Origin of the sequence: Streptomyces sp. NPDC052109, assembly GCF_040680195.1 — a bacterium.
Classification (GTDB): domain Bacteria; phylum Actinomycetota; class Actinomycetes; order Streptomycetales; family Streptomycetaceae; genus Streptomyces.
Genome location: NZ_JBFAWF010000001.1, coordinates 378,115 through 399,429 on the forward strand (window position 1 = coordinate 378,115; position 21,315 = coordinate 399,429).

Here is a 21,315-nt window from a genome sequence, read left to right on the forward strand (position 1 = left end):
TCATGACCGGCTTCACGGTCGCTCTGGTGCTGGTCGCTGCCGCCGCGGGTCTTCTGCGGTGGCGGCGCCCCGCCTGGTACTGGTTGACCTTCGGGGTCACGCTGGCCGTGGTGCGGGTCCTGGTCCGGTACGGCTCCGTCATGGACGCATGCGGGTTAACCGTGCCGCCCGCGCGGTGGCGGCTCGCTCTCGCCCGTGCCGCCAACCGGCCGATACCGGGGCCACGTGCCCCGCGCATCCTGCGGCTGGGGCCCACCCGCACCGGTCTGATCCTGCGGCTCAAACTCCGGCCCGGACAGGACGCCTTCGACGTCGCCGCCGCCTCGGACCGGCTTCGGCACTCGTTCTCGATGTACGGCGTGACCTCGCGGGAACTGCGCTCCGGCGTCGTAGAGGTGCGGATGACCGGCTACGACGTGCTCAAGCGGGTGCAGATGCCGGCCAAGACCGAGACCCAGACTATGCGGGTACCGGTCGCCCTGCGACAGAACGGCTCGGTGCACTACCGCGACTACCGGGCGATACCCCACGCCCTCACCCTCGGGGCCACGGAGTCCGGCAAGTCCGTCTACCAACGCAACCTGGTCGCCGGGCTCGCCCCGATGGACGTTGCCCTCGTCGGCATCGACTGCAAACAGGGGGTTGAACTGTTCCCGCTGGCCCGCCGGTTCTCCGCGCTGGCCGACGATCCCGACACCGCCGCCGACGTGCTCGACGCACTCGTGGTCCGGATGGAGCGCACCTATCAGGTCATCCGGGCTCAGCAGCGGATCGCCGCTGACGTGCCGGACGCCGAGATCGCTGCCGACATCTGGGATCTGCCCGATCACCTGCGTCCGGTCCCGGTCGTGGTCCTGGTCGACGAGGTCGCCGAACTCGCCCTGTACGCCAACAAGGAGGAGGAGAAGCGCCGGGACCGCATCATCACCGCCCTGGTCCGCCTCGCCCAGCTCGGCCGCGCGGCCGGCATCTACCTCGAAATCTGCGGACAGCGCTTCGGCTCCGAACTCGGCAAGGGCATCACCATGCTCCGCGCCCAGCTCACCGGCCGTACCGCCCACCGCGTCAACGACGAGACATCCGCCAACATGGCCTTCGGCGACATCGCCCCGGACGCCGTACTCGCTGCCATCCAGATCCCGGCCGAAATGCGGGGGCTCGCCATCGCGGGCGACTCCTCCGGAGGATGGCACCGCATCCGTGCCCCGCACACCTCGCTCCGCCAGGCCGTGAACATCTGCAACCGGCACGCCGACCGGACCCCGGACCTGCCCGAGCTGGCACCGTTCCGGCCCGCCTTCTCCGCCTCCGCTGCCGCTCCCGTGTCGCTGGCCAAGGCTTCCTCAGCCGCCGTCTGATCTCTCTGATCCCCACCGGTCGGCGCGACCGCCACCGCGCCAAGTCCCTACCCCCGCCATGTCCAAAGAAGGGAGACCCCGCCGTGTGCCCGAACTGCGAGGACTTCGCCCGGACCGTGCTCCTGCTCGGCCAACTCGCTTTGTACGCCGACATGGTTGGCGCCGACCTCGACTTCGTGGAAGCCGTCAGCGCGTCCCTCGCCGTCTCGCTGCCCGAGCCGCCGCCCGGCACGTTCCCGGACGGCTACGACCCCGACGGTGGCCCCGCCTACCCCGGTGACTCCTGATGGGTGCCCGTCACGGCCTCCGGGTCGACGCGGTCCTGGTTCAGGCCGTCATCGCCGGTGCCCTGTCCTTCGCCCACCTGCACGACCTGGCCTCCGCTGCCGGGCAGGACGGCTGGAAGGCCTGGGCCTACCCGGTCAGTGTCGACCTGCTCCTGGTCGCCGCCTGGCGGCGCCTGCGCAGTGAGGGCCCGTCTCGGCTGGCCTGGTGCTGGTTCCTCGTCGCGCTGTTCGCCTCGCTCGGCGCCAACGTCGCCACGGCCGGTTTCCTCGACCTGGCCGACCCGCCCGCCCTGCTCCGCCTCGGCATCGCCGGATGGCCCGCGCTCGCATTCCTCGGCGGAACGCTTCTCGCGCACTCGTCGGCTGCGGAGTCGGGGCCGGTACCGCCGGCACCTGTCGCGGGCGTGGAGGAGGTCGTGTCTCCGGTCGAGCAGCCGGTCCCGGACGCCGAACGCGCATCGGTAACTGAGCCGGTGCCCGAGCCTGATGCGGTCCCCGCATCTCCGGCCCCGGCTCCCGCTCCTCCGGTCCCCGCCGTCCTGGTCGACCACGCCCGCAAGATCGGCGACGAGTACCGCGCCCGTACCGGTGCCCCGATCGACACAGACACCCTGCGCTCCCGCCTCGGCGTCCCGCCCCACCTTGCCGACGCCATCGCCGCCCACCTCACCTGATCAGCAAGAGAGGAAGACCAGTGACCCGCGACCCGGCCGAACTGACCGCCTCCGACTACCTCGACGGCGCCCGCGAGATGGCCTCCGCCAACCGGCCCTTCCTCGCCTACCTGCTCGCCGAGGAAGCCGCCCGCCTCACCGCCGACCCTGCCACCGCCGCTGGCATCCGTGCCAGCTTCCCCGCCCCGACCACGGCCCGAGAGGAAACCGACTGACATGCCCGCCCGCGACCACTTCCACTCCGTGATGCGCATCGGCCCGGTGCAGATCGGCACGCACCGCGACCGCAACGGCCGGACCAAGCACGCCGCCGTGTGCACCTCCGACGACTGCGGCTGGTCCGCGGACTACTCCAGCCCGTCCGCGGCCCAGCTCGCCGCCCGCACCCACCGCTGCCGCGTCCGCTAGGAGACCCACCGCCATGCAGGTCCCGCTCTGGTTCGCCCTGCTTGTCGTCGGCTACCTCGGCGTCAAGCTCATCCGCCCGCCGGCCTGGCTCATCGCCGTACTCCTGCTCGGCGGCTTCCTCCTCGCAGACAGCGTCCTCGCCCCGGCCATCAACGCCCTCGTCAAGTAGTCCGCCCGCGAGAGGAGACCACCCATGTTCCACCCGAAGATCCCCACCATGCCCATGCCGACGAGCCTCACCACCCCGCCCGCCGTCATCGAGGCGACCACCATCACCCGGCACGAAGAGACTCCGCCGGCCGTCCAGCCGACTCCGGCGCCGTCCCGGCCCACGGTCCAGCTCACGCCCGGCACCGCGCTCGCCCTCATCGGCGGCGGCACGGCCGTCGTCCTGGTCCTCGGCGCCGTCCTGGTCTCCCTGCTCCTGGCGGTCGCCATCACCGGCGCCTCGGTCGCCGTCTGCGCCGTCGTCCTGCGCTCCCTGCTCGCCTCCGACGCCAAGCGTCGCTGACCGGCACCCGGGCGGCCTCGATACCGCCAAGCATCCGCCGCCCGGGCGCCGTCCCTGTCCGATCTCGCAACCGGAAGGAACCCCAAGCATGGCCCACCGCGCCTCACCCGCGACACCGAGTGCGCCCATGCCCGACACATTGCTCGACCCGATCACCCTCGGAGACGTGCTCCGGGTGGCCTCGGCCTCCGACTATGCCCGCTGGGAGGACCAGATTCGCCGCACCGGCGGCTGCTCCGACCCGATCCACCTCACCGGCTGGGTCCTCCACAAGGACAAGACCAGCGGCGAGACCCTGCACCACTACTCCACCGAGAAGGAGCCGGGCGGACGCCTCCGCCTCGCCTGCGGCAATCGTCGAGCCTCCCGCTGCCCGTCCTGCGCCTGGACCTACGCGGGCGACACGTACCACCTGATCCGTGCTGGCCTGGCCGGGGACGACCGCCGCGACGTCCCCGCCACCGTCCGCGATCACCCCCGCGTCTTCGCCACCCTCACGGCCCCCTCGTTCGGCCCGGTCCACAACCGCCCCGACAACGGCTCCTGCCGCTGCGGCACCCAGCACGTGCCCGACGCCCCGGAGCTGGGGACCGCCCTCGACCCGGACAGCTACGACTACGCGGGCGCCGTGCTGTTCAACAACCACGCGGGCCAGCTCTGGCAGCGCTTCACCACCCGACTCCGCCGCGAACTCGCCGCCCGCGCCGGACTGCCTCGCAGGGAACTCGCCGATCACCTTCGCGTCTCGTACGGCAAGGTCGCCGAGTTCCAGAAGCGCGGCGCCCTGCACTTCCATGCCGTCGTACGCCTCGACGGCCCGGAGGGACCCGGGACGCCGCCGCCCGCCTGGGCGACGGTCGACCTCCTCACGGACGCGGTACTCGCCGCCGCAGCGCACTCGTACACCTCGGTGTCGGTCCCGGCCGCCGGTGACCAGCCCGCCCGTACCTTCCGCTGGGGCCGACAGCTCGACGTACGCCCGGTCAAGGCCTTCGGTGACGGCTCCGACATCACCGAACAGGCCGTCGCCTCGTACGTGGCCAAGTACGCCACCAAGGCAGCTGAGAACACCGGCACCCTGGACCGCCGCATCGGCGAACTCGCCGAACTCGACCGCCACCAGGTCCCCGACCACACCCGGCGACTCATCACCGCATGCCGCGACCTGGACACCCTGTACCCGGACCGGCGCCTCTGGGCCTGGGCTCACATGCTCGGCTTCCGCGGGCACTTCTCGTCCAAGTCCCGCACCTACTCCACCACTCTCGGTGCTCTCCGCCAGGAACGCGCCGACTACCGCGCCGCCCAGGAGGCATCCGCCCTCGGCTTCGACGACCGCGAGCCGGACACCGTCCTCGTCCTGGCGGACTGGCAGTACGCCGGCCACGGCCACACCCCGGGCGAAGCCGCCCTCGCCGCGACCATCGCCCGCGACCTCCAGACCAACCGCGAGACCGCCCGCGAAGCCCTCCTGAACGAAGGGAGCACGGAATGACCACGGCCCTCCGATCACGACGCACCATGCTCACCCTCGCGGAGGTCTGCGAGGAACTGGCCATCTCCCGCTCGACCTTTTACGACTGGCGGGCCAAGCGCCGCGCGCCGCGCTGCATCAAGCTCCCGAACGGCGATCTCCGGATCCGGCGGAGCGACCTCGATCACTGGCTCGACGACTGCGAGGACGCCGCCTGATGGAGACCACGTATGACGTGAAGATCTACAAGATCCTTACCTACAAGGGCGCCCGGAAGACCACGTACACCGTGCGCTGGACGGTGGCGGACAAGCGCTGGCGCGAGCCCTTCAACACCGTCGCGCTCGCCGAGGGCTTCCGCTCCGAACTCATCCGGGCCACGGGCAAAGGCGAGGCCTTCGTCGTCGCCACCGGCCTCCCGGTGTCCCATCGTTCCAAGTCGGCTGCCATGAGCTGGTACAAGTTCGCCGTCGAGTACGTAGATGCCCGCTGGCCTCAACTCGGTGGCAACAGCCGCAAGAACGTCGCGAAGACCCTGACCGCGACCACCATCGCCCTGCTGCGGGCCAAGCCCACCCAGTTCGCCCCTGCGGCCGTGCGGACGGCCCTCCGCGAATGGGCGTTCAACACCAACCGACGCCCGGACGCGCCCCGAGACGTGGTGGCCATCCTCAAATGGGTCGAGCGGAACTCCCTGCCCGTCTCCGCCTGGGAGGACCCGGAGAAGGTCGACCAGGTACTGCAGGCCATCGACACCCGCCTCGACGGCAAACAGGCGGCGGCCTGGTCCCGTAAGCGCAACCGCCGGATCCTCAACGTCGCCATGAAGTACGCGATCCGGCGGCGCATCCTGCGGGCCAACCCCCTCCCCAAGGGCAAGGATTCGACGGCCGCAACGAAGACCACGAACGCCGTGGACAAGCGATCCTTGCTGAACCCCGAGCAAGCCGCGGCAATCCTCGACTGGATCCGGCGCCGGCCACGCGGCGGCAAGCGGCTCCACGCCTTCTTCGCCACGCTGTACTACTGCGGCCCCCGGCCCGAGGAAGCCGTAGCCATGCGCGTGGAGGACGTGGCGCTGCCCGAGCCCGACGCCGACGATCAGTGGTGCGAGTTGCTGATCCACACAGCGACCCCGGAGGTCGGGAAGCAGTGGACCGACACGGGGGAGATCCACGAGCAACGCGACCTGAAAGGCCGTGCGGAGGGTGAGACGCGCACTGTTCCCGGGCATCCGGCCCTGACGCGCATCCTGCGCCAGCACATCGCCGACGAACAGCTCCAGCCGGGTGATCTCCTCTTCCGGGGGGAGACCGGCGGCATCCTCGCCGGCTCCGTCATCCGCCGGGCGTGGCGCAGCGCGCGCAAAGCCGTACTGCCCCCGCACGTCTACGACTCGCCCACCGGGCGCCGCGTCTACGACAACCGGAACACGCGTCTGACGAAGTGGCTCAACGACGGCATCCCGCCCGCCCAGGTGGCCGAGTGGGCCGGGAACAGCGTCGCCGTGCTCCTGTCGACCTACGCCCGGTGCGTCGACGGGCAGCTGCCGGATCTCAAACGGCGGCTGGAAGCCGCGGGCGACCTCCCGGAGGCGGAGGTGCCGGGCGCTGGCTGATCTTCCACCGGTCGAGAACTTCGACACGTATTCGACACGGCCACCCGCGAAAACCCGGTGACGGCCGGACAGCCCCGGACCCCGCCCTTGATCACCAAGGGGGTGTCCGGGGCTGACCCGTGTCGAGCGAAACGGCCCCTGACCAGCAAAAAGCCCTCCCGATGGGAGGGCTGAGGGATGGCGCCCCCGGCAGGACTCGAACCTGCGGCCAAGCGCTTAGAAGGCGCCTGCTCTATCCACTGAGCTACGGGGGCCTGGTGGCGGGTCCAAGGATAAAGCTCCCTGTTCCTCGACCCTGTCGCTTCGCCTCCGTGGCTCGATGTGGAGGTTCGGTGAAGCGGTCCTGATAATCGCAGGCAGGTGCGAATCGTGCATCGCTTTTGGCGTCCGGCGCACCGGGTGTTGTGCACTCGTTATGCCTGCACTGTGCCCTTGTCCCGGTCGCCCCTTGCGTCCGTTCTGTCCTGTCGGCGCGCAGACATGTCTATATGCTTCAGAATTCCCCTAAAATTGGGCATTCTTCGCATGTGGTGACCTTGGACGTACGGCCTCAGCTGCTCGACACACTTTCCGCACTGCGCGACCGTGTCGCCGCCGCACGCTTTCCGCTGCCCCTGCCCGGGGCGCCACGCGCGCGTGCCAACCGCGACGAACTCCTCGCGCAACTCGACGACTACCTGCTACCGCGGCTACGGGAGCCCGAGGCGCCGCTGCTGGCGGTCGTCGGTGGCTCCACCGGCGCCGGCAAGTCGACGCTCGTCAACTCCCTCGTCGGCCGGCCGGTCAGCGAGGCCGGCGTGCTGCGGCCGACCACCCGAACGCCGGTGCTTGTCTGCCATCCGGAGGACCATCACTGGTTCAGCGGCATGCGGATCCTGCCCGATCTCACGCGCGTGTGGGCCCCCCAGGAGGACCCCGACGACCTCCTGCCCTCCGGCGACCCCCCCGCGCGCGTGCTGCGCATCGACACCGCCGAGACCCTCCCGCGCGGAATCGCCCTCCTCGACGCCCCCGACATCGACTCCCTGATCGCCGACAACCGTGTCCTCGCCGCCGAGCTGATCTGCGCCGCCGACGTCTGGATCATGGTCACCACGGCCGCCCGTTACGCCGACGCCGTCCCCTGGCACCTGCTGCGCACCGCCAAGGAGTACGACGCCGCTCTCGTGACCGTGCTGGACCGCGTGCCCCACCAGGTCGTCTCCGAGGTCTCCCGGCAGTACGGTGCCCTGCTCACCAAGGCCGGGCTGGGCGACGTACCCCGGTTCACCGTGCCGGAGCTGCCCGAGTCCGCCTGGGGCGCGGGTCTGCTGCCCGCAACCGCCGTCGCGCCGCTGAAGAACTGGCTCGCGCACCACGCCCAGGATCCCGCCGCCCGCCAGCACGTCATGGCGCGCACCGTCCACGGACTCCTCGACTCGTTCAAGGCCCGGATGCCCGAGCTGGCGAACGCCGCCGCAGCCCAGTACGCGGCCGCCCTCCGGCTCACCTCCGCCGTGGACACCGCCTACGACGGCGAGCACGCGCGCGTGCGTGGCCGGCTCCAGTCCGGCGCCGTACTCGCCGGGGACGCGCTCAAACGCTGGCGGGCCTTCCCGCTGGACTGCACCCCGGGAGAGCTCCTGGACGCGCTCGTGGAGAGCCTGGCCGCCCTGCTGCTGTGCTCCGTCACCGCCGCCGACGAGCGCGTCGACGAGGCCTGGCGGCGCGAGCCCGCCGGGGAGGACCCGGCCCTCGCCGCCGGCGAGACCACCGCGGAGAGCGCCGAACACCGTATCGGCCTCGCCGTGCGGCGCTGGCGGCGCGAGCTGGAGGAGTACGCCGAGGAGGAGGTGCGCGAGCTGGAACGTACCGCCGCACCCGACGCGGAGGCCGTCGCCGCGCTGGTCGCCACCGCGTTGCTGGGCGGGCGCCGGGCGCGTAGCGCGGGCGAGGGGCTCGCGGAGCGGATCGGGGCCCATGGCGCGCTGCGGCTGCGCGACAGGGCCGGGCGGCTGCTGGGCGAGCACGTGGACCGCGTCATGCACACCGAACGCGAGCGGCGCGTCGCCCCGCTCGACGCCCTGGACGTCCATCCAGAGCCCCAGGCCGCACTCATCGCCGCGCTGTCCGTACTGCAGAAGGAGAGGTGACCGGTGACCGCCGTCACTGACCAGGACCACACGGATCACACCGACCACATGAGGCGCGTGGGACGCATGAGGGACACGGAGCACGGGAGCCACGGCAGCGAAAGCAGTTCCGGAACCGTGGAATACGGCGGTCACGCGGAGCCGGTGCGCCTGGACCACGCCGGAGGGGGCGGGGAGGGGACGGAGGGCCACGCGCGCGACGGCAGCGGTGCGGGTGACCTCGTCTCCGGTGACGGTCCGGCGGCAGGGCGGGGGGCGGGGACCGGTCCGGACCGCGAGCCCGGCGTGCTGGGCGCCTCCGGGTCCGCCGACGTCCACGCAACCTTCGAGATGCCCGACAGCTCCGTTGCCGCCGGTTCCACTGCCCACTACGGGGCGGCGGACACCCGGGAGGCGGTCGCGAGGCACGACGCCTCGGTCCCCGTCCGCGCGCCGGGCGCGCAGCACGCGCGCGTACGGCACGCGGGTGAGGTCGGGGGCGTGGGCGAGGACGGGGGCAGCGGCGGAGAGGGTGGTGTGGGCGGGGTTGTGGACCGGCAGCGGTCCGCCGGAGCCGGTACGGGGGGCGTCAACCGAGGCACGGAGTGGGGCAGGAGCCTGGACACGGGAGGCGGCACGCAGCTGCCGCATCCGCATCCGCATCCGCATCCGCATCCGCTTCCGCATCCCACCGGCGAACCCACCCCCCTGGGAGCCAGACCGCCCCGCACGACCAAGCCCGCCACCGGAGGCGACTGGATCTCCGCGGCCGGGCCGACCGCCGGGGCTGATTCGCTCCGCGCGGCCGAGCCGACCACCGGGAGTGATCCGCTCCGCGCGGCCGAGCCGACCGCCGGGAGTGATCCGCTCCGCGCGGCCAGGCCCGTCGCCGGAGCCGATCCGCTCTCCGCGGCCGAGCCCACCCCTGCCGTCGGGCCCACCCCTGGAGCCGGCCCGCTCCCCGTGTCCAGGCCGGTGGCCGGGGCTGATCCGCTCCGCGCGGCCAGGCCGGTGGCCGGTGTCGATCCGCTCCACGCGGCCAGGCCCGTCGCCGGAGCCGACCCGCTTTTCGCGGCCGAGCCCACCCCCGCCGCCGAGCCCACCCCCGCCGCCGGGCCCACCCCTGGAGTCGATCCGCTCCCTGTGGCCAGGCCGGTCGCCGGAGCCGGCCCGCTCCCTGTGTCCAGGCCGGTGGCCGGGGCTGATTCGCTCCGCGCGGCCGAGCCGACCACCGGGAGTGATCCGCTCCGCGCGGCCGAGCCAACCGCCGGGAGTGATTCGCTCCGCGCGGCCAGGCCCGTCGCCGGAGCCGATCCGCTCTCCGCGGCCGAGCCCACCCCTGCCGTCGGGCCCACCCCTGGAGCCGGCCCGCTCCCCGTGTCCAAGCCGGTGGCCGGGGCTGATCCGCTCCCCGTGTCCAGGCCGGTGGCCGGGGCGGACGCGATCCACGCAGCCAAGCCCACCGCCGGGGCGGATGCGACCCATGGGGCCAAGCCCACACCCCCAGCCGGCCCCGTCCAGTCGGCCGAGGCCAGCCCTGCAGCCGGTCCCGTCCCGTCGGCCAAGCCCACCCACGGAGCCGACCCGACCCCATCGGCCAAGCCCACCGCAGGAGCCACGCCCGCCCCCACCGCCCAACCCGCGCCGACGCTCCCGCCCACGCCCACGCCGTTGCTCCAGCCCATGCTCGCGTTCGCGCCCCTGCTGGCGTTCGCGCCGTCCCCCGCCTCGCGCGCGGCCACGGACACCGACGCCGTACCCGGGTCACCGGGGTCCGCCAAGCCCTCGCGGCCGGGGGAGTCCGCGGGCTCTTCCGGGTCCCCAGCGGCCCCCAGGCCCCCAGGATCCCCAGGGACCGCCGGCTCTCCGAACTCTCCGAACTCTCCGGGCTCCCCGGAAAGCCCGGAATCCTCCGAGTCCTGGGACGACGGTCTCATCGCCCGCCGCGTCACGGAGGCCACCGCCGCCGCGCTCGCCGCCGAACGCGCCTCCGCGCTGGACAGCGGCAGCCGCGGCCCCGGCACCCAGGCCCCCGCCCCGCTGGCGTACGACGGCCGGCTCCGCTCCCGGCTGGACGCCCTGCGCGAGCTGGTCGGGCTCTCCCGGACCCGCCTGGACAGCGAGACCCTCGCCGAGGCGGCCCGGGTCCTGGACGAGGCGGCCGCCCGCCGCAAGCTCTCCGGCCGGCACACCGTCGTGGCCATCGCGGGCGCGACCGGCAGCGGCAAGTCGCAGCTGTTCAACGCCCTTGCCGGAGTGGCCATTTCGGAGACCGGTGTACGTCGTCCGACCACCGCCGCCCCGATCGCCTGCAGTTGGAGCGACGGCGCGGCCGGCCTCATCGACCGGCTCGGGATCCCGGGCCGGCTGCGCCGCCGTCCGCTGCAGAGCCCGGAGGCCGAGGCGCAGTTGCGCGGGCTCGTCCTGATCGACCTGCCCGACCACGACTCCGCCGCCATGGAGCACCGCCGGCAGGTCGACCGGATCCTGAAGCTGGTCGACGCGGTGATCTGGGTGGTCGACCCGGAGAAGTACGCAGACGCCGTGCTGCACGAGCGCTATCTGCGGCCCATGGCCGGCCACGCGGAGATCATGTTCGTCGTCCTCAACCAGATCGACCGGCTGCCCGGAGAGGCCGCCGACCAGGTCCTGGACGATCTGCGCCGGCTGCTGGACGAGGACGGCATCGCGCTCGGCGAGTACGGCGAACCGGGCGCCACGGTGCTCGCGCTCTCGGCGCTCACCGGCGACGGCGTCGGCGAACTGCGCGAGTCGATCGGCCAGTTCGTGGCGGAGCGCGGCGCCGCGGCGCGCCGCGTGTCGGCCGACGTGGACGCCGCCGCGGCCGAGCTGCGGCCCGTGTACGCCGCCGGGCGGCGGATCGGCCTCAGCGAGGAGGCGCGTGAGGAATTCTCCGCGCGACTCGCGGACGCGGTGGGCGCCACCGCCGCGGGCGAGGCCGCCGAGCGGGCCTGGCTGCGCAATGCCAACCGCGCGTGCGGCACGCCCTGGCTGCGGCTGTGGCGCTGGTACCAGTGCCGGGGCGAGTCCAGCACGGGCCGCATCCCGGTACGGGCGGCCCAGCCCGACGAGGAGGCCACGGCCCGCCAGCGCGTGGAACAGGCGGTCCGTACGGTCTCCGACCGCGCCTCGGCAGGGTTGCCGACGCCGTGGGCGCAGGCGGTGCGCGAGGCGGCCGTACGCGGGTCCCAGGGGCTGTCCGAGACGCTGGACGAGATGGCGGCGCGGGCGGGACTGCCGCCGGGCCGGCCGCCGCGGCCCGGCTGGTGGCCGGCGGCGGTGCTGGTCCAGGCCGCGATGACCCTCTTGCAGGTCGTGGGCGGCCTGTGGCTGGCCGGTCAGATCATCGGCGTCATGGCGCCCAACCTCGGGATTCCGGTGCTGTTGATGGTGTGCGGGATCGTCGGCGGGCCGCTGGTGGAGTGGGGCTGCCGGATGGCGGCCAGAGGCCCGGCAAGGCGCTACGGCCAGGAGGCGGAACGGCGGCTGCGCGAGGCGGCCGCCGGCTGCGGCCGGGCCCGCGTGCTGGAGCCGGTGGCGGCGGAGTTGCTCCGGTACCGGGAGGTCCGGGAGCAGTACAGCCGCGTCGTGCGACGCGGTGCCGGGGTGGGGTGAGCGCCGGAGCGGGCGAGGGGTGAGCGCGAGGAGCCTCGGTATTCCGGGGCTCCTCGCCGGTTTTCGGGGGCGGGATGAATCGGCACCCAGGGTGGCAGTGGACCGCGGGGGACGGGACCACTCGTGTGGGTGGCGGGCTTTTCCACAGGTGGGTGGGTGTCCACAGCGCTCAGCGGACTCGGCCGGGCAGAGGCAGTCTGGGGTCGCGGCGATCGCAGGGCCGGTCCGGCCGGAGGGACGGCGGACGGCGCGCGCGATCGGCGTGACGTGCGGGCACGTACGGCGGTCGTACGCGCCCGCACCGCAGACACACGCGACACACCAGACACACACGCACAACGGACGCGCACAACGGGTGCGCCCAACGCAACGTGCACAACAGGTGCGCACAGCGGACACGCACGCCAGACACGCACAGCGCATGCGCACAGCAGGCGCGGGAGGGGAGCGAGGACATGAACGAGACAGTGATCTGTGTGGTGGGCAACGTGGCGACCCAGCCGGTGTACCGGGAGTTGTCGACCGGCCCGTCGGCCCGGTTCCGGCTGGCGGTGACCGCCCGCTACTGGGACCGGGAGAAGAGCGCCTGGACGGACGGGCACACCAACTTCTTCACGGTGTGGGCCAACCGCCAGCTCGCGGCCAACGTGGCCGCGTGCGTGGAGGTGGGCCAACCGGTCGTCGTACAGGGCCGGCTGAAGGTGCGCACGGAGGTGCGCGACGGGCAGCAGCAGTGGGCCTCAGCCGACATCGACGCCGTGGCGATCGGCCACGACCTCGCGCGCGGTACGGCGGCCTTCCAGCGCGCGGCCAAACCGGAGACACCCCTGACGGCGACCCGACCGGAGCCGAACTGGGAGACACCGCGTCCCGCCGACGTCGCGGACGAGGATGCGCCCCAACCGGCCCCGGAGCCAGCAGCAGTGACATGACATCAACTCGGATTCATCGACGGGTCGGACCGCTGTCATCCGGTCGCTGCTCAGCCGATCACCGCGATCGCCGCCAACGTCCCGATCGCCGCAACCTCCCGATCACCGCGAACGCCCCGTACGAACCGGTGGATTTGTCGCTATGCCCAGCTCATGGACGGTCCCGGCGATAACGATTGCGGATCGGATCGTCCATCGGATCATCCGACCGGCAGGAGAGGCTCCGTCTGATCCATAGGATGCCGGGCGTGCCCCTAGGGGCTGCCGATTCTGCTGGTGGGACCGTCCCCCACGTCCAACGGGTCCTGCTCGAAGGGGAATTCTGTGCTTGCTGCGTTCTCTGGGTTCCGCCGTTCCGCCGGAGCGGCACGCCTGGCCGCCGCCACGACGGTGTCCGGTCTCGTGGCGGCCGGAGTACTGTCCGGCGCCGGCACGGCCATGGCCGACGGGGCCGACGGCATCGACGGAACACCGCAGACCCAGGGCGGCGCGACGGCCACGATCGACGGTCTGAAGACCTACGGCGAGGCCGTGATCCACGAGGACGGCGGCGACCAGCGCGTGGAGGCGGGCCTGTTCGAGATGTCCGTCGACGGCGGCGGCACCCTCCAGACGTACTGCGTCGACCTGCACAATCCCACCCAGCGCGACGCCCACTACGAGGAGACGCCCTGGAGCGGCACCTCGCTGGGCGCCAACAAGGACGCCGGCCGGATCCGCTGGATCCTGCAGAACTCCTACCCCCAGGTCAACGACCTCGCCGCGCTCGCCCACCAGGCCGGTGCCGGCACGCTGACCGAGCAGGACGCGGCGGCCGGCACCCAGGTGGCGATCTGGCGTTTCTCCGACCACGCGAAGGTCGACGCCGTGGACCCGCAGGCCGAGAAGCTCGCCGACTACCTCGAGAAGAGCGCGCGGAACGTCGCCGAGCCGCAGGCCTCGCTGACCCTGGACCCGCCGGCGGTCTCCGGCCGGCCGGGAGAACCGCTCGGGCCGGTGACCGTGCACACCAACGCGGACGCCGTCACGGTGACCCCGCCGGCGGACGCGGCCACCAGCGGGGTGCGGATCGTCGACAAGACCGGCAAGGTCATCACGTCCGCGCAGAACGGCAGCCGGCTGTACTTCGACGTCCCCGAGGACGCCTCGAGCGGCTCGGCGCAGCTGACCGTCCAGGCGTCGACCACGGTGCCCGTCGGCCGCGCGTTCGCCTCCGACAGCCGCAGCCAGACCCAGATCCTGGCCGGCTCCAGCGAGTCCACCGCCTCCGCGACCGCGACCGCCACCTGGGCGTCCGAGGGCCCCATACCGGCGGTGTCGGCCCACAAGAACTGCGCCAAGGGCGGCGTGGACATCATGGTGGTCAACAGGGGCGACGAGCCCTTCACCTTCGAGCTGATGGGTGCCGAGCACACCATCCCCGCGGGCGCCTCCCGCACGGTGACCGTGCCGCTCCAGGAGGACCAGGCCTACGACTTCACGATCACCGGTCCGCACGGCTTCAGCCACCGCTTCACCGGCGTCCTCGACTGCAGGACACAGGGTGCCATCACGACCCGGGCGGCCCAGGCCCACAACGAGCCCAGCCCCGCCTCCGTGGGCGGCACCGCGGTCCCCGACACCGACCTCGCCGCGACCGGCGGCTCCGCGATCACCCCGCTGATCGCCGGGGTGGCCATCGGCTTCGTGGTGATCGGCGGGGCGGTCCTGGTGGTGCTGCGCAAGCGCGAGCAGCTGGACGGCTGACGAGCCCTGCGGGCACGCCACGGTCGCGTTCGGCGGGCCTGGGGGCATCTACGGGCAGGTGATGTGTCTGCCGAGACGCAGAGGACGACCTCACGGGTGTCCCAGGTGTTCGTCCGGGAGCCTGTCGTCGGGCAGCTGATCGGTGACTCTCCCCGGGCCGTCCGAGGCCCCCGAGGCCGACCAACGGCGACGGACAGGGTCGACCTGATCAGCCGCCTGGGAGCAGTCGTGCCGTGGTCTGGGCGGGTGTCTCGTCACGGGTGTAGATCGTCCGTGTCGCGAGCTGTTCGGTGCCGGGGTCGTCGAGCCAGCCGGCGAGGAAGTCGTGCCCGTCGATGATCCAGGATCGTCCCTTGCTCTCGGTGCAGCGTCGTCGTAGGACGCTCAGTGAGATCTCGCGGTTGGGAGAGGGCAGGAGACGGACCTGGTCTGGACAACGGCTCAGTGCAGTGCGGACCGTGACCAGGTGTCGGTGGTCGGTGTAGCTGGTGTGTCCCGCGCCCAGTGCCATGACGGCGCCGGGATGATCGGCGACAGCGCGGGCCACGGCGTGTGCCCGGGCCGGTTCCCACTCGGCCTCGGCTGCAAGGCGCCCGACCGCGGTGATGCGCTCGCGGAGTTTGTCGATGCTCCATCCCGCCTCGGCGTAGTACCCGTCCGCGGCGGCGTCCAGATCGACGAACGGTCTGCGCGTCCTTGCCGCGATCTCGCGGCCTAGGGTGGTCTTTCCGGTGCCGGCCGGACCGATGAGAACCATCCAGGGTGCCTCGACAGCCGCCGGTCGGCTCACGCGGCGATCTCCTCTCGGCGTTCCACGAGGTGACCGCGTTCGAAGCGGGCTCCGGCGCGGACGAGGGTGACGAGGTGGGGTGCGTTCACATGCAGCTCACCAAGATCTCCGACAAGACCCAGCGCAAGAAGAGGCAAGCCTGCACGATCAAGCCCCCTACGTACGGGTTCGCCGCCGGTAGGGGGCTTATCGGTGGGCGTGGGCCGTGCCTTGGGGCGGTGCACGCCGTTCTCACGGGACTCGGCGTACGACTCGACCAGCTTCCTCTCGGGGATCCCCGGCCTCATGAGGGGCTGCCGGGGCGGACGGTGAGGTAGGTCCACTGGCTCCACACGCTGCCGGTCTGTGCCCCCGTGGCCGGCGGCGTGTAGTGGCCGCGGATGCGGTAGTGGTCGTTGCTCGCGAAGAGCTTCAGAGCCCGGCCGTAGCCGTACCAGCCGTCGGAGTACAAGGGCACGCAACTCTGCGAGGTGACCTGGTGCCAGGCCCCCGAGTAGTAGTGCTCGACGTACACAGACATGCAGCCGCCGGACTGACGGGGAGTGACCTGCAGGTTGAAGCCCATGTTGAGTTCGGACTTGTAGAAGACCTGGTAGGTGGTGGATCCGATGCGCGTGGTCGAGAGCGGCCACTGCATTTCCGTCCGGGCCGTCGGCGTGAGGGTCGCACCAGTGGTCACCGTGCGTGGCGCGTAGCGGTAGTCCCCCGCGAAGGCCGCGCTGAAGACGGTGTTGCGGTCGATCTTGTAGTGCGCGACGAGGTTCCCCTGCGCGTCGACCTTGCCGCTCTTGAGCTGTGACCGCGACTTGCCCGCGGGCTGGACGTACAGCGTCACGGAGCGGGAGTTGTACGTGGTCCCCAGATGCGCGGTGACCTTGGCGGTCGCGCCGGAGTGGTACGACTTCGCGTCAGTCGCCACACTCAGGGACGGAGTGGCTCGGGATACCTGCACCTTCGCCGACGCTGTGACCGGGAGGTAGGAGGTGCCACCGTCGTAGGTGAAGGCGTACGTGTTCGCGCCGCCGACCTGCGGGGTGTCGTGGAAGGCGAAGCTGCCGTCGGCGGCGACGGACACAGTGCCCACCGAGTAGCCGGCGGGGTGCGCCAGGTCGGTCTTGACGACGTCGACCGCACCGGTCGTCACATGCGCGTGCGGCCAGGTGAGGTGACCGGTGACGGTCAGCGATGCGGCACGACCGGCGGAGGAGGGAGCGGCCAGCGCCATGGTGGGCGCGTACTTGGCCACCGGGATGTCGAAGGGGCGGCTGGCCGGCCCGTAGTGGCCACTTCCGGAGTAGTCGACGCGCAAGCTCAGTTGACCGGTGAGGGGTGCCGTGCCGTCGACGCGGTAGGAGCCGAAGAAGCTGACCGGGCCCTTTGCCGGGGTGGCTGTCGGGTCCGGGACGAGCACGCCGTCCGGATCGGCGTCGTCGTAGCGCACGATGCGTACGGTGCCGGGAAGCATGGATTCTCCGGCGCTGAGGCTGAGGCTCGAATCGGGCGACACCACGAACGAGTAGGCCTCGCCGGGGGCGAGTGGAGTGGTCCGGCTTCCGTGGAGCGTGACCGGCGCGATTTCCGGGTTACGAGAGATGTGGAGCGTCGGTGTTCCCCCGGCGGCGTCGACCGCGACGGCGTAGACCCGGCTCTCGTCCGGCGCCCAGGCGAGGCCGTGTGCGGCGGAGTTCAGCTCCGGCGCGTAGAAGTACTCGGTGTAATAGCCCTCGCCCGTCTCCGGAAACGTCACGACTCCTCGGTCGCCGCCTGCCATGGTCCCGTCCGGGGCCACGGCGACGGCCTTGCCGTACACCCCCGTGGCGAACTGCCCGTCAACCGCCAGATCCGAGGTGCGATACCGATTGGCGGTCGCGCCCTGAAACGACGGAACCGCCACATGCGACCCGTCCGCCGTGACCGCGACGTCGCTCAGGTCGGGGACGGGCAGCGCCTTCGCGGCCTGCCGGATCAGCGCACCGCCCTCGGCCCGGTACGTGACGAAGGCGGAAGTATCGCCCGTCTGCACGGCGGCCACGAGTACGCCGGAGGGCGTCGGGGTCGTCGCCAGCTTGGGCGCTGCTGCCCAACTGCCGGAGTCCTGCCGCAAAGTGACCGTACCGCTTCCGTCGACGGACCCGATGCCGCCGACGCCTGCTGTGCCGTAGCCGAACCAGAGGGTGCCCCCGGCGACGGCCAGCGAGTCCGGATGGGTGCCCGCGCCCGTGCCGTAACGAGCCGACTCGGTCAGCTTCCCCGTGCTGATCGCCGCGATCGCGTCCTGGTCCGGGAGAGCCGCGTACAGTGCGGATCCGTCGTCGGAGAGGGCGAGACCGGTGGCACCCGGCTCACCACTGATCATCGTCGGGTTCCCGCCGTCGAGGTCGGTGACCAGAATGCCGTCGGTGCCGGCGCCGCCGCTGATGAACAGGTGTCCGTGCGGCTCGTCCACGACCATGTGCGAGAAGTGCGCGATCGGCAGCGGTACGTCCGATGCGGCGTACGAGTCGACCGCGGTGGGACCGATGACAGTCGTCAGTGCCACGAGCAGCGCTGCGGTGGTCAGCGACGAGAATCGCGCCGGCTTCATGAAAGGCCCCCACATAACCTTCACGATCAAGAGGCGCAACCTAGCACGGGGAAGGCAGGCCACGACGGCGGGTGGGGCGGATCAGGGACTGTCGTGGGTCACAAGGAGACGGAACAGGCTGCGATCTCACATGTGATCGCCTTGGAGCGGGCCGTCGGCCGCGATCCCAAGGACGTCCGCAGCTCGGGCCTCCCGTACGACGACGAGAGTTCACCCCGCGTGATCGGGGTGAAGGCCTTCAGTCGCTCGGCGCGCGGTGAAGTGCTGCCGCTGGAAGGCCGGTCCGGGGCGACCCGCCGTGGCCGTCTTCTCATGCCGGCGTCGGGGGCTTCCGGGCCGCTGATCGAACCCCTCATGCGGTGCTCACAGTTCAGCACCAGGTCAGGACGTCGACCGCCTGTGGCTGGGCAGCAGTTGTTCGGGCATGATGCCGAAGAAGCAAGCGCCCAGCCCTTCGTCCACCGCCGTGAGCAGCTCGGTCGGCGGGATCGGTGAGGGTGAGGAACGCCCAACCTTGGGAGAACCCGGCGGACGGTGCTCGCAGCGCTGACGCGAGGATGTGCTCGATCACTTCGGGGGCCGGCGGCTTGTCGGAGTAGTGCCGGACCATGGGCCGCCGACGGATCACCTCGGAGAATTCCATGCCGGCAGATCTTGCTGGAGTGCGGCGAAGTACAGCGACTGCGACCGCAGCCAACCGCCATCAGCCCAGGCATCCCGGGTGGCCAGCCGCCTGCCACGACTGTCCCGCCAGTGGTCCGGGACGAAGCGGTGGTGCCAGACGCGTGCCGGATCGTACGGGCAACCACGGGGAACGCCGGGGAATCGAGGACCCACCCACCAGGCATCGACACGCTGTCTCCGCAGGTCAGCACCGCAGCGGGCACTGGATCACCTCAGCTTCCCAAGCTGAGGGCGCATGGTGGGACATCACAGGCTCAGGGGGTTGCCTCGCCTCCTTCAAGGGCACTCGGTCAGTGAGCGTGGAGGTACCGAGATGAGTACCGGAGAGAAGGCCAAGGCAAAGGCCGAACAGCTTGTAGGAAGGACCGTGCGAACGCTGGCTCACGCGGTACACAAAGATGATCTCGCAGCAAAGGGTGCCGCCCTCGAAGCGCGGGGCAGGATGCGGGGCGCGAAAGAGGGGGCCAAGGGCTCCTTCAAGCCCTGACAGTGTCACCACCGCAGTACGTCCGTCGGATGTGCGTGACGAGCGCGGCCTTCTGGACGCCGAGTATCGACGCTCGGCGGTCGCCCACCTCGGCTCCGGCTGTTCCACGGTGTGACTGACGGTGACACCAAGTGCTTGCCAGGATGTCGACGGCGAGCCTGCCCCCGGATGCGTCGTCCCAGCCCGATAACGATCGGACGGCCGTCGGCGACAGGTGGGGCGGAGACACCGACCAAGAAACCCCAGGTCACAGCCCCCGGATCAAACGGGTTAACACCCAAGCCTGGCGTTCAGGCAAGATGGGGTGTATCTGCCCACTGCCAGATTTCAAGCTGCCGGACGGTTTCTCTTGGCTGAGTTCATTTACACCATGCGCAAGACGCGCAAGGCGCACGGCGACAAGGTGATCCTCGATGATGTCACCCTGAACTTCCTGCCGGGAGCGAAGATCGGCGTCGTCGGCCCGAACGGTGCCGGTAAGTCGACCGTGCTGAAGATCATGGCGGGGCTGGAGCAGCCGTCGAACGGCGACGCGTTCCTCTCCCCGGGCTACAGCGTCGGCATCCTGCTGCAGGAGCCCCCGCTGAACGAGGAGAAGACCGTCCTGGAGAACGTCCAGGAGGGTGTCGCCGAGATCAAGGGCAAGCTCGACCGGTTCAACGAGATCGCCGAGCTCATGGCGACCGACTACTCCGACGCGCTGCTCGACGAGATGGGCAAGCTGCAGGAGGAGCTGGACCACGCCAACGCGTGGGACCTCGACGCCCAGCTGGAGCAGGCCATGGACGCGCTCGGGTGCCCCCCGGGCGACTGGCCCGTCACCAACCTCTCCGGTGGTGAGAAGCGCCGCGTCGCGCTCTGCAAGCTGCTGCTGGAGGCCCCCGACCTGCTGCTGCTCGACGAGCCCACCAACCACCTCGACGCCGAGTCCGTGAACTGGCTTGAGCAGCACCTGGCCAAGTACGCGGGCACCGTCGTCGCGATCACCCACGACCGGTACTTCCTCGACAACGTCGCCGAGTGGATCCTCGAGCTCGACCGCGGTCGCGCGTACCCGTACGAGGGCAACTACTCCACGTACCTGGAGACCAAGGCCACCCGTCTCAAGGTCGAGGGCCAGAAGGACGCCAAGCGGCAGAAGCGGCTCAAGGAAGAGCTGGAGTGGGTGCGGTCGAACGCCAAGGGGCGCCAGGCCAAGTCCAAGGCCCGTCTCGCGCGCTACGAGGAGATGGCCGCGGAGGCCGACAAGATGCGGAAGCTGGACTTCGAGGAGATCCAGATTCCGCCGGGCCCGCGGCTCGGCAACATCGTCGTCGAGGTCGACAAGCTCAACAAGGCCTTCGGCGAGAAGGTCCTCGTCGACGGACTCAGCTTCACGCTGCCGCGCAACGGCATCGTCGGCGTCATCGGCCCGAACGGCGCCGGCAAGACCACGCTGTTCAAGATGATCCAGGGCCTGGAGACGCCGGACGCCGGCGACATCAAGGTCGGCGAGACCGTCAAGATCTCCTACGTCGACCAGACCCGCGCCAACCTCGACCCGAAGAAGACGCTGTGGGAGGTCGTGTCCGACGGGCTCGACTACATCAACGTCGGCCAGGTCGAGATGCCGAGCCGGGCGTACGTGTCCGCGTTCGGCTTCAAGGGTCCGGACCAGCAGAAGCCGACCGGTGTCCTCTCCGGTGGTGAGCGCAACCGCCTCAACCTGGCGCTCACCCTCAAGCAGGGCGGCAACCTGCTGCTCCTCGACGAGCCCACCAACGACCTCGACGTCGAGACCCTCTCCAGCCTGGAGAACGCCCTGCTGGACTTCCCCGGCTGCGCCGTGGTCGTCTCCCACGACCGGTGGTTCCTCGACCGCGTCGCCACGCACATCCTCGCCTACGAGGGTGACTCGAAGTGGTTCTGGTTCGAGGGCAACTTCGAGTCGTACGAGAAGAACAAGATCGAGCGGCTCGGGCCGGACGCCGCGCGTCCGCACCGCGCCACCTACAAGAAGCTGACCCGGGGCTGAT

At 71.2% G+C, this 21,315-nt stretch carries 18 protein-coding genes, 1 tRNA gene and 2 pseudogenes; 16 read left to right on the forward strand and 5 right to left on the reverse strand.

Annotated features, from left to right (window positions below):
* Window positions 1–2: 2 nt before the first annotated feature.
* The 10 genes from AB0L59_RS01740 (at window position 3) to AB0L59_RS01785 (ending at window position 6,330) form a co-directional block, all read left to right on the forward strand.
* On the forward strand, window positions 3–1,358 hold the full coding sequence (locus tag AB0L59_RS01740) for an FtsK/SpoIIIE domain-containing protein (RefSeq protein WP_365578108.1): 1,356 nt from the start codon (window positions 3–5) through the stop codon (window positions 1,356–1,358).
* A gap of 83 nt (window positions 1,359–1,441) precedes the next feature.
* On the forward strand, window positions 1,442–1,645 hold the full coding sequence (locus AB0L59_RS01745) for a hypothetical protein (protein WP_365578110.1): 204 nt from the start codon (window positions 1,442–1,444) through the stop codon (window positions 1,643–1,645).
* A complete protein-coding gene (locus AB0L59_RS01750) occupies window positions 1,645–2,319 on the forward strand; it encodes a DUF2637 domain-containing protein (protein ID WP_365578112.1) in 675 nt (224 codons plus the stop codon). Before AB0L59_RS01745 ends, AB0L59_RS01750 begins: the two co-directional genes overlap by 1 nt.
* A 20-nt stretch (window positions 2,320–2,339) precedes the next feature.
* The gene (locus tag AB0L59_RS01755; protein ID WP_365578114.1) at window positions 2,340–2,534 is read left to right on the forward strand and encodes a hypothetical protein; all 195 of its coding nucleotides are present in this window, start codon (window positions 2,340–2,342) and stop codon (window positions 2,532–2,534) included.
* Window position 2,535: 1 nt separating this feature from the next.
* The gene (locus AB0L59_RS01760; protein WP_365578116.1) at window positions 2,536–2,727 is read left to right on the forward strand and encodes a mobile element transfer protein; all 192 of its coding nucleotides are present in this window, start codon (window positions 2,536–2,538) and stop codon (window positions 2,725–2,727) included.
* Between the two features lie 13 nt (window positions 2,728–2,740).
* Window positions 2,741–2,896 (forward strand): hypothetical protein, encoded by a 156-nt coding sequence (locus AB0L59_RS01765; protein ID WP_107069211.1) that lies wholly within the window; start codon window positions 2,741–2,743, stop codon window positions 2,894–2,896.
* A gap of 24 nt (window positions 2,897–2,920) precedes the next feature.
* Window positions 2,921–3,238 (forward strand): SpdD-like protein, encoded by a 318-nt coding sequence (locus AB0L59_RS01770; RefSeq protein ID WP_365578118.1) that lies wholly within the window; start codon window positions 2,921–2,923, stop codon window positions 3,236–3,238.
* Between the two features lie 127 nt (window positions 3,239–3,365).
* On the forward strand, window positions 3,366–4,733 hold the full coding sequence (gene repSA / locus AB0L59_RS01775; RefSeq protein ID WP_365578120.1) for a replication initiator protein RepSA: 1,368 nt from the start codon (window positions 3,366–3,368) through the stop codon (window positions 4,731–4,733).
* The gene (locus tag AB0L59_RS01780; RefSeq protein ID WP_356161037.1) at window positions 4,730–4,930 is read left to right on the forward strand and encodes a helix-turn-helix domain-containing protein; all 201 of its coding nucleotides are present in this window, start codon (window positions 4,730–4,732) and stop codon (window positions 4,928–4,930) included. The genes repSA and AB0L59_RS01780 overlap by 4 nt, the downstream gene beginning before the upstream one ends.
* Window positions 4,930–6,330, forward strand: coding sequence for a site-specific integrase (locus AB0L59_RS01785; RefSeq protein ID WP_365578122.1), 1,401 nt, complete (start codon window positions 4,930–4,932; stop codon window positions 6,328–6,330). Before AB0L59_RS01780 ends, AB0L59_RS01785 begins: the two co-directional genes overlap by 1 nt.
* A gap of 178 nt (window positions 6,331–6,508) precedes the next feature.
* On the opposite strand, the gene AB0L59_RS01790 is transcribed toward AB0L59_RS01785, so the two are convergent.
* Window positions 6,509–6,584 (reverse strand) — tRNA-Arg (locus AB0L59_RS01790).
* A gap of 273 nt (window positions 6,585–6,857) precedes the next feature.
* On the opposite strand from AB0L59_RS01790, the gene AB0L59_RS01795 reads away from it, so the two are divergent.
* The 4 genes from AB0L59_RS01795 to AB0L59_RS01810 all read left to right on the forward strand — a co-directional run bounded on the left by AB0L59_RS01795 (window position 6,858) and on the right by AB0L59_RS01810 (window position 14,755).
* A complete protein-coding gene (locus AB0L59_RS01795) occupies window positions 6,858–8,462 on the forward strand; it encodes a dynamin family protein (RefSeq protein WP_365578124.1) in 1,605 nt (534 codons plus the stop codon).
* 1,662 nt (window positions 8,463–10,124) lie between these two features.
* Window positions 10,125–12,077 carry a GTPase gene (locus AB0L59_RS01800; protein ID WP_365578126.1) on the forward strand — a complete coding sequence of 651 codons (1,953 nt, stop codon included), beginning with the start codon at window positions 10,125–10,127 and terminating at the stop codon, window positions 12,075–12,077.
* Window positions 12,078–12,532: 455 nt separating this feature from the next.
* Window positions 12,533–13,009: a single-stranded DNA-binding protein gene (locus AB0L59_RS01805; RefSeq protein ID WP_365578128.1), complete on the forward strand. Its 477-nt coding sequence runs from the start codon at window positions 12,533–12,535 to the stop codon at window positions 13,007–13,009.
* Between the two features lie 324 nt (window positions 13,010–13,333).
* Entirely contained in the window at window positions 13,334–14,755 is a 1,422-nt protein-coding gene (locus AB0L59_RS01810) for a Cys-Gln thioester bond-forming surface protein (RefSeq protein WP_365578130.1), read from the forward strand.
* A gap of 208 nt (window positions 14,756–14,963) precedes the next feature.
* Here AB0L59_RS01810 and AB0L59_RS01815 read toward each other — a convergent pair whose 3' ends face one another.
* Both AB0L59_RS01815 and AB0L59_RS01820 read right to left on the reverse strand, forming a co-directional pair.
* Entirely contained in the window at window positions 14,964–15,545 is a 582-nt protein-coding gene (locus AB0L59_RS01815) for a shikimate kinase (protein WP_365578132.1), read from the reverse strand.
* Between the two features lie 283 nt (window positions 15,546–15,828).
* Window positions 15,829–18,129: a hypothetical protein gene (locus tag AB0L59_RS01820; RefSeq protein WP_365578134.1), complete on the reverse strand. Its 2,301-nt coding sequence runs from the start codon at window positions 18,127–18,129 to the stop codon at window positions 15,829–15,831.
* 93 nt (window positions 18,130–18,222) lie between these two features.
* Between AB0L59_RS01820 and AB0L59_RS01825 the strand changes: the two genes are divergently transcribed.
* Window positions 18,223–18,624 (forward strand): hypothetical protein, encoded by a 402-nt coding sequence (locus AB0L59_RS01825; RefSeq protein WP_365578136.1) that lies wholly within the window; start codon window positions 18,223–18,225, stop codon window positions 18,622–18,624.
* 19 nt (window positions 18,625–18,643) lie between these two features.
* On the opposite strand, the pseudogene AB0L59_RS01830 reads toward AB0L59_RS01825, so the two are convergent.
* Together AB0L59_RS01830 and AB0L59_RS01835 are read right to left on the reverse strand one after the other, a co-directional pair.
* Window positions 18,644–18,772, reverse strand: a pseudogene (locus tag AB0L59_RS01830) (nitroreductase family protein); the annotation flags it as partial.
* Between the two features lie 544 nt (window positions 18,773–19,316).
* A pseudogene (locus AB0L59_RS01835) lies at window positions 19,317–19,438 on the reverse strand (GntR family transcriptional regulator); the annotation flags it as partial.
* A gap of 211 nt (window positions 19,439–19,649) precedes the next feature.
* Here AB0L59_RS01835 and ettA point away from each other — a divergent pair.
* Window positions 19,650–21,314, forward strand: a complete 1,665-nt coding sequence (ettA, locus tag AB0L59_RS01840; protein ID WP_365578138.1) for an energy-dependent translational throttle protein EttA — start codon at window positions 19,650–19,652, stop codon at window positions 21,312–21,314.
* Window position 21,315: the final 1 nt, after the last annotated feature.

Excerpts from the sequence above, each read along its gene's own strand:
- AB0L59_RS01760 (WP_365578116.1), top strand. The coding sequence starts at position 2,536 with ATGCCCGCCCGCGACCACTTCCACTCCGTGATGCGCATCGGCCCGGTG.
- AB0L59_RS01765 (WP_107069211.1), top strand. The coding sequence starts at position 2,741 with ATGCAGGTCCCGCTCTGGTTCGCCCTGCTTGTCGTCGGCTACCTCGGC.
- AB0L59_RS01770 (WP_365578118.1), top strand. The coding sequence starts at position 2,921 with ATGTTCCACCCGAAGATCCCCACCATGCCCATGCCGACGAGCCTCACC.
- AB0L59_RS01785 (WP_365578122.1), top strand. The coding sequence starts at position 4,930 with ATGGAGACCACGTATGACGTGAAGATCTACAAGATCCTTACCTACAAG.
- AB0L59_RS01820 (WP_365578134.1), bottom strand. The coding sequence starts at position 18,129 with ATGAAGCCGGCGCGATTCTCGTCGCTGACCACCGCAGCGCTGCTCGTG.
- AB0L59_RS01740 (WP_365578108.1), top strand. The coding sequence starts at position 3 with ATGACCGGCTTCACGGTCGCTCTGGTGCTGGTCGCTGCCGCCGCGGGT.
- repSA (WP_365578120.1), top strand. The coding sequence starts at position 3,366 with ATGCCCGACACATTGCTCGACCCGATCACCCTCGGAGACGTGCTCCGG.
- AB0L59_RS01800 (WP_365578126.1), top strand. The coding sequence starts at position 10,125 with ATGCTCGCGTTCGCGCCCCTGCTGGCGTTCGCGCCGTCCCCCGCCTCG.
- AB0L59_RS01750 (WP_365578112.1), top strand. The coding sequence starts at position 1,645 with ATGGGTGCCCGTCACGGCCTCCGGGTCGACGCGGTCCTGGTTCAGGCC.
- AB0L59_RS01780 (WP_356161037.1), top strand. The coding sequence starts at position 4,730 with ATGACCACGGCCCTCCGATCACGACGCACCATGCTCACCCTCGCGGAG.
- AB0L59_RS01805 (WP_365578128.1), top strand. The coding sequence starts at position 12,533 with ATGAACGAGACAGTGATCTGTGTGGTGGGCAACGTGGCGACCCAGCCG.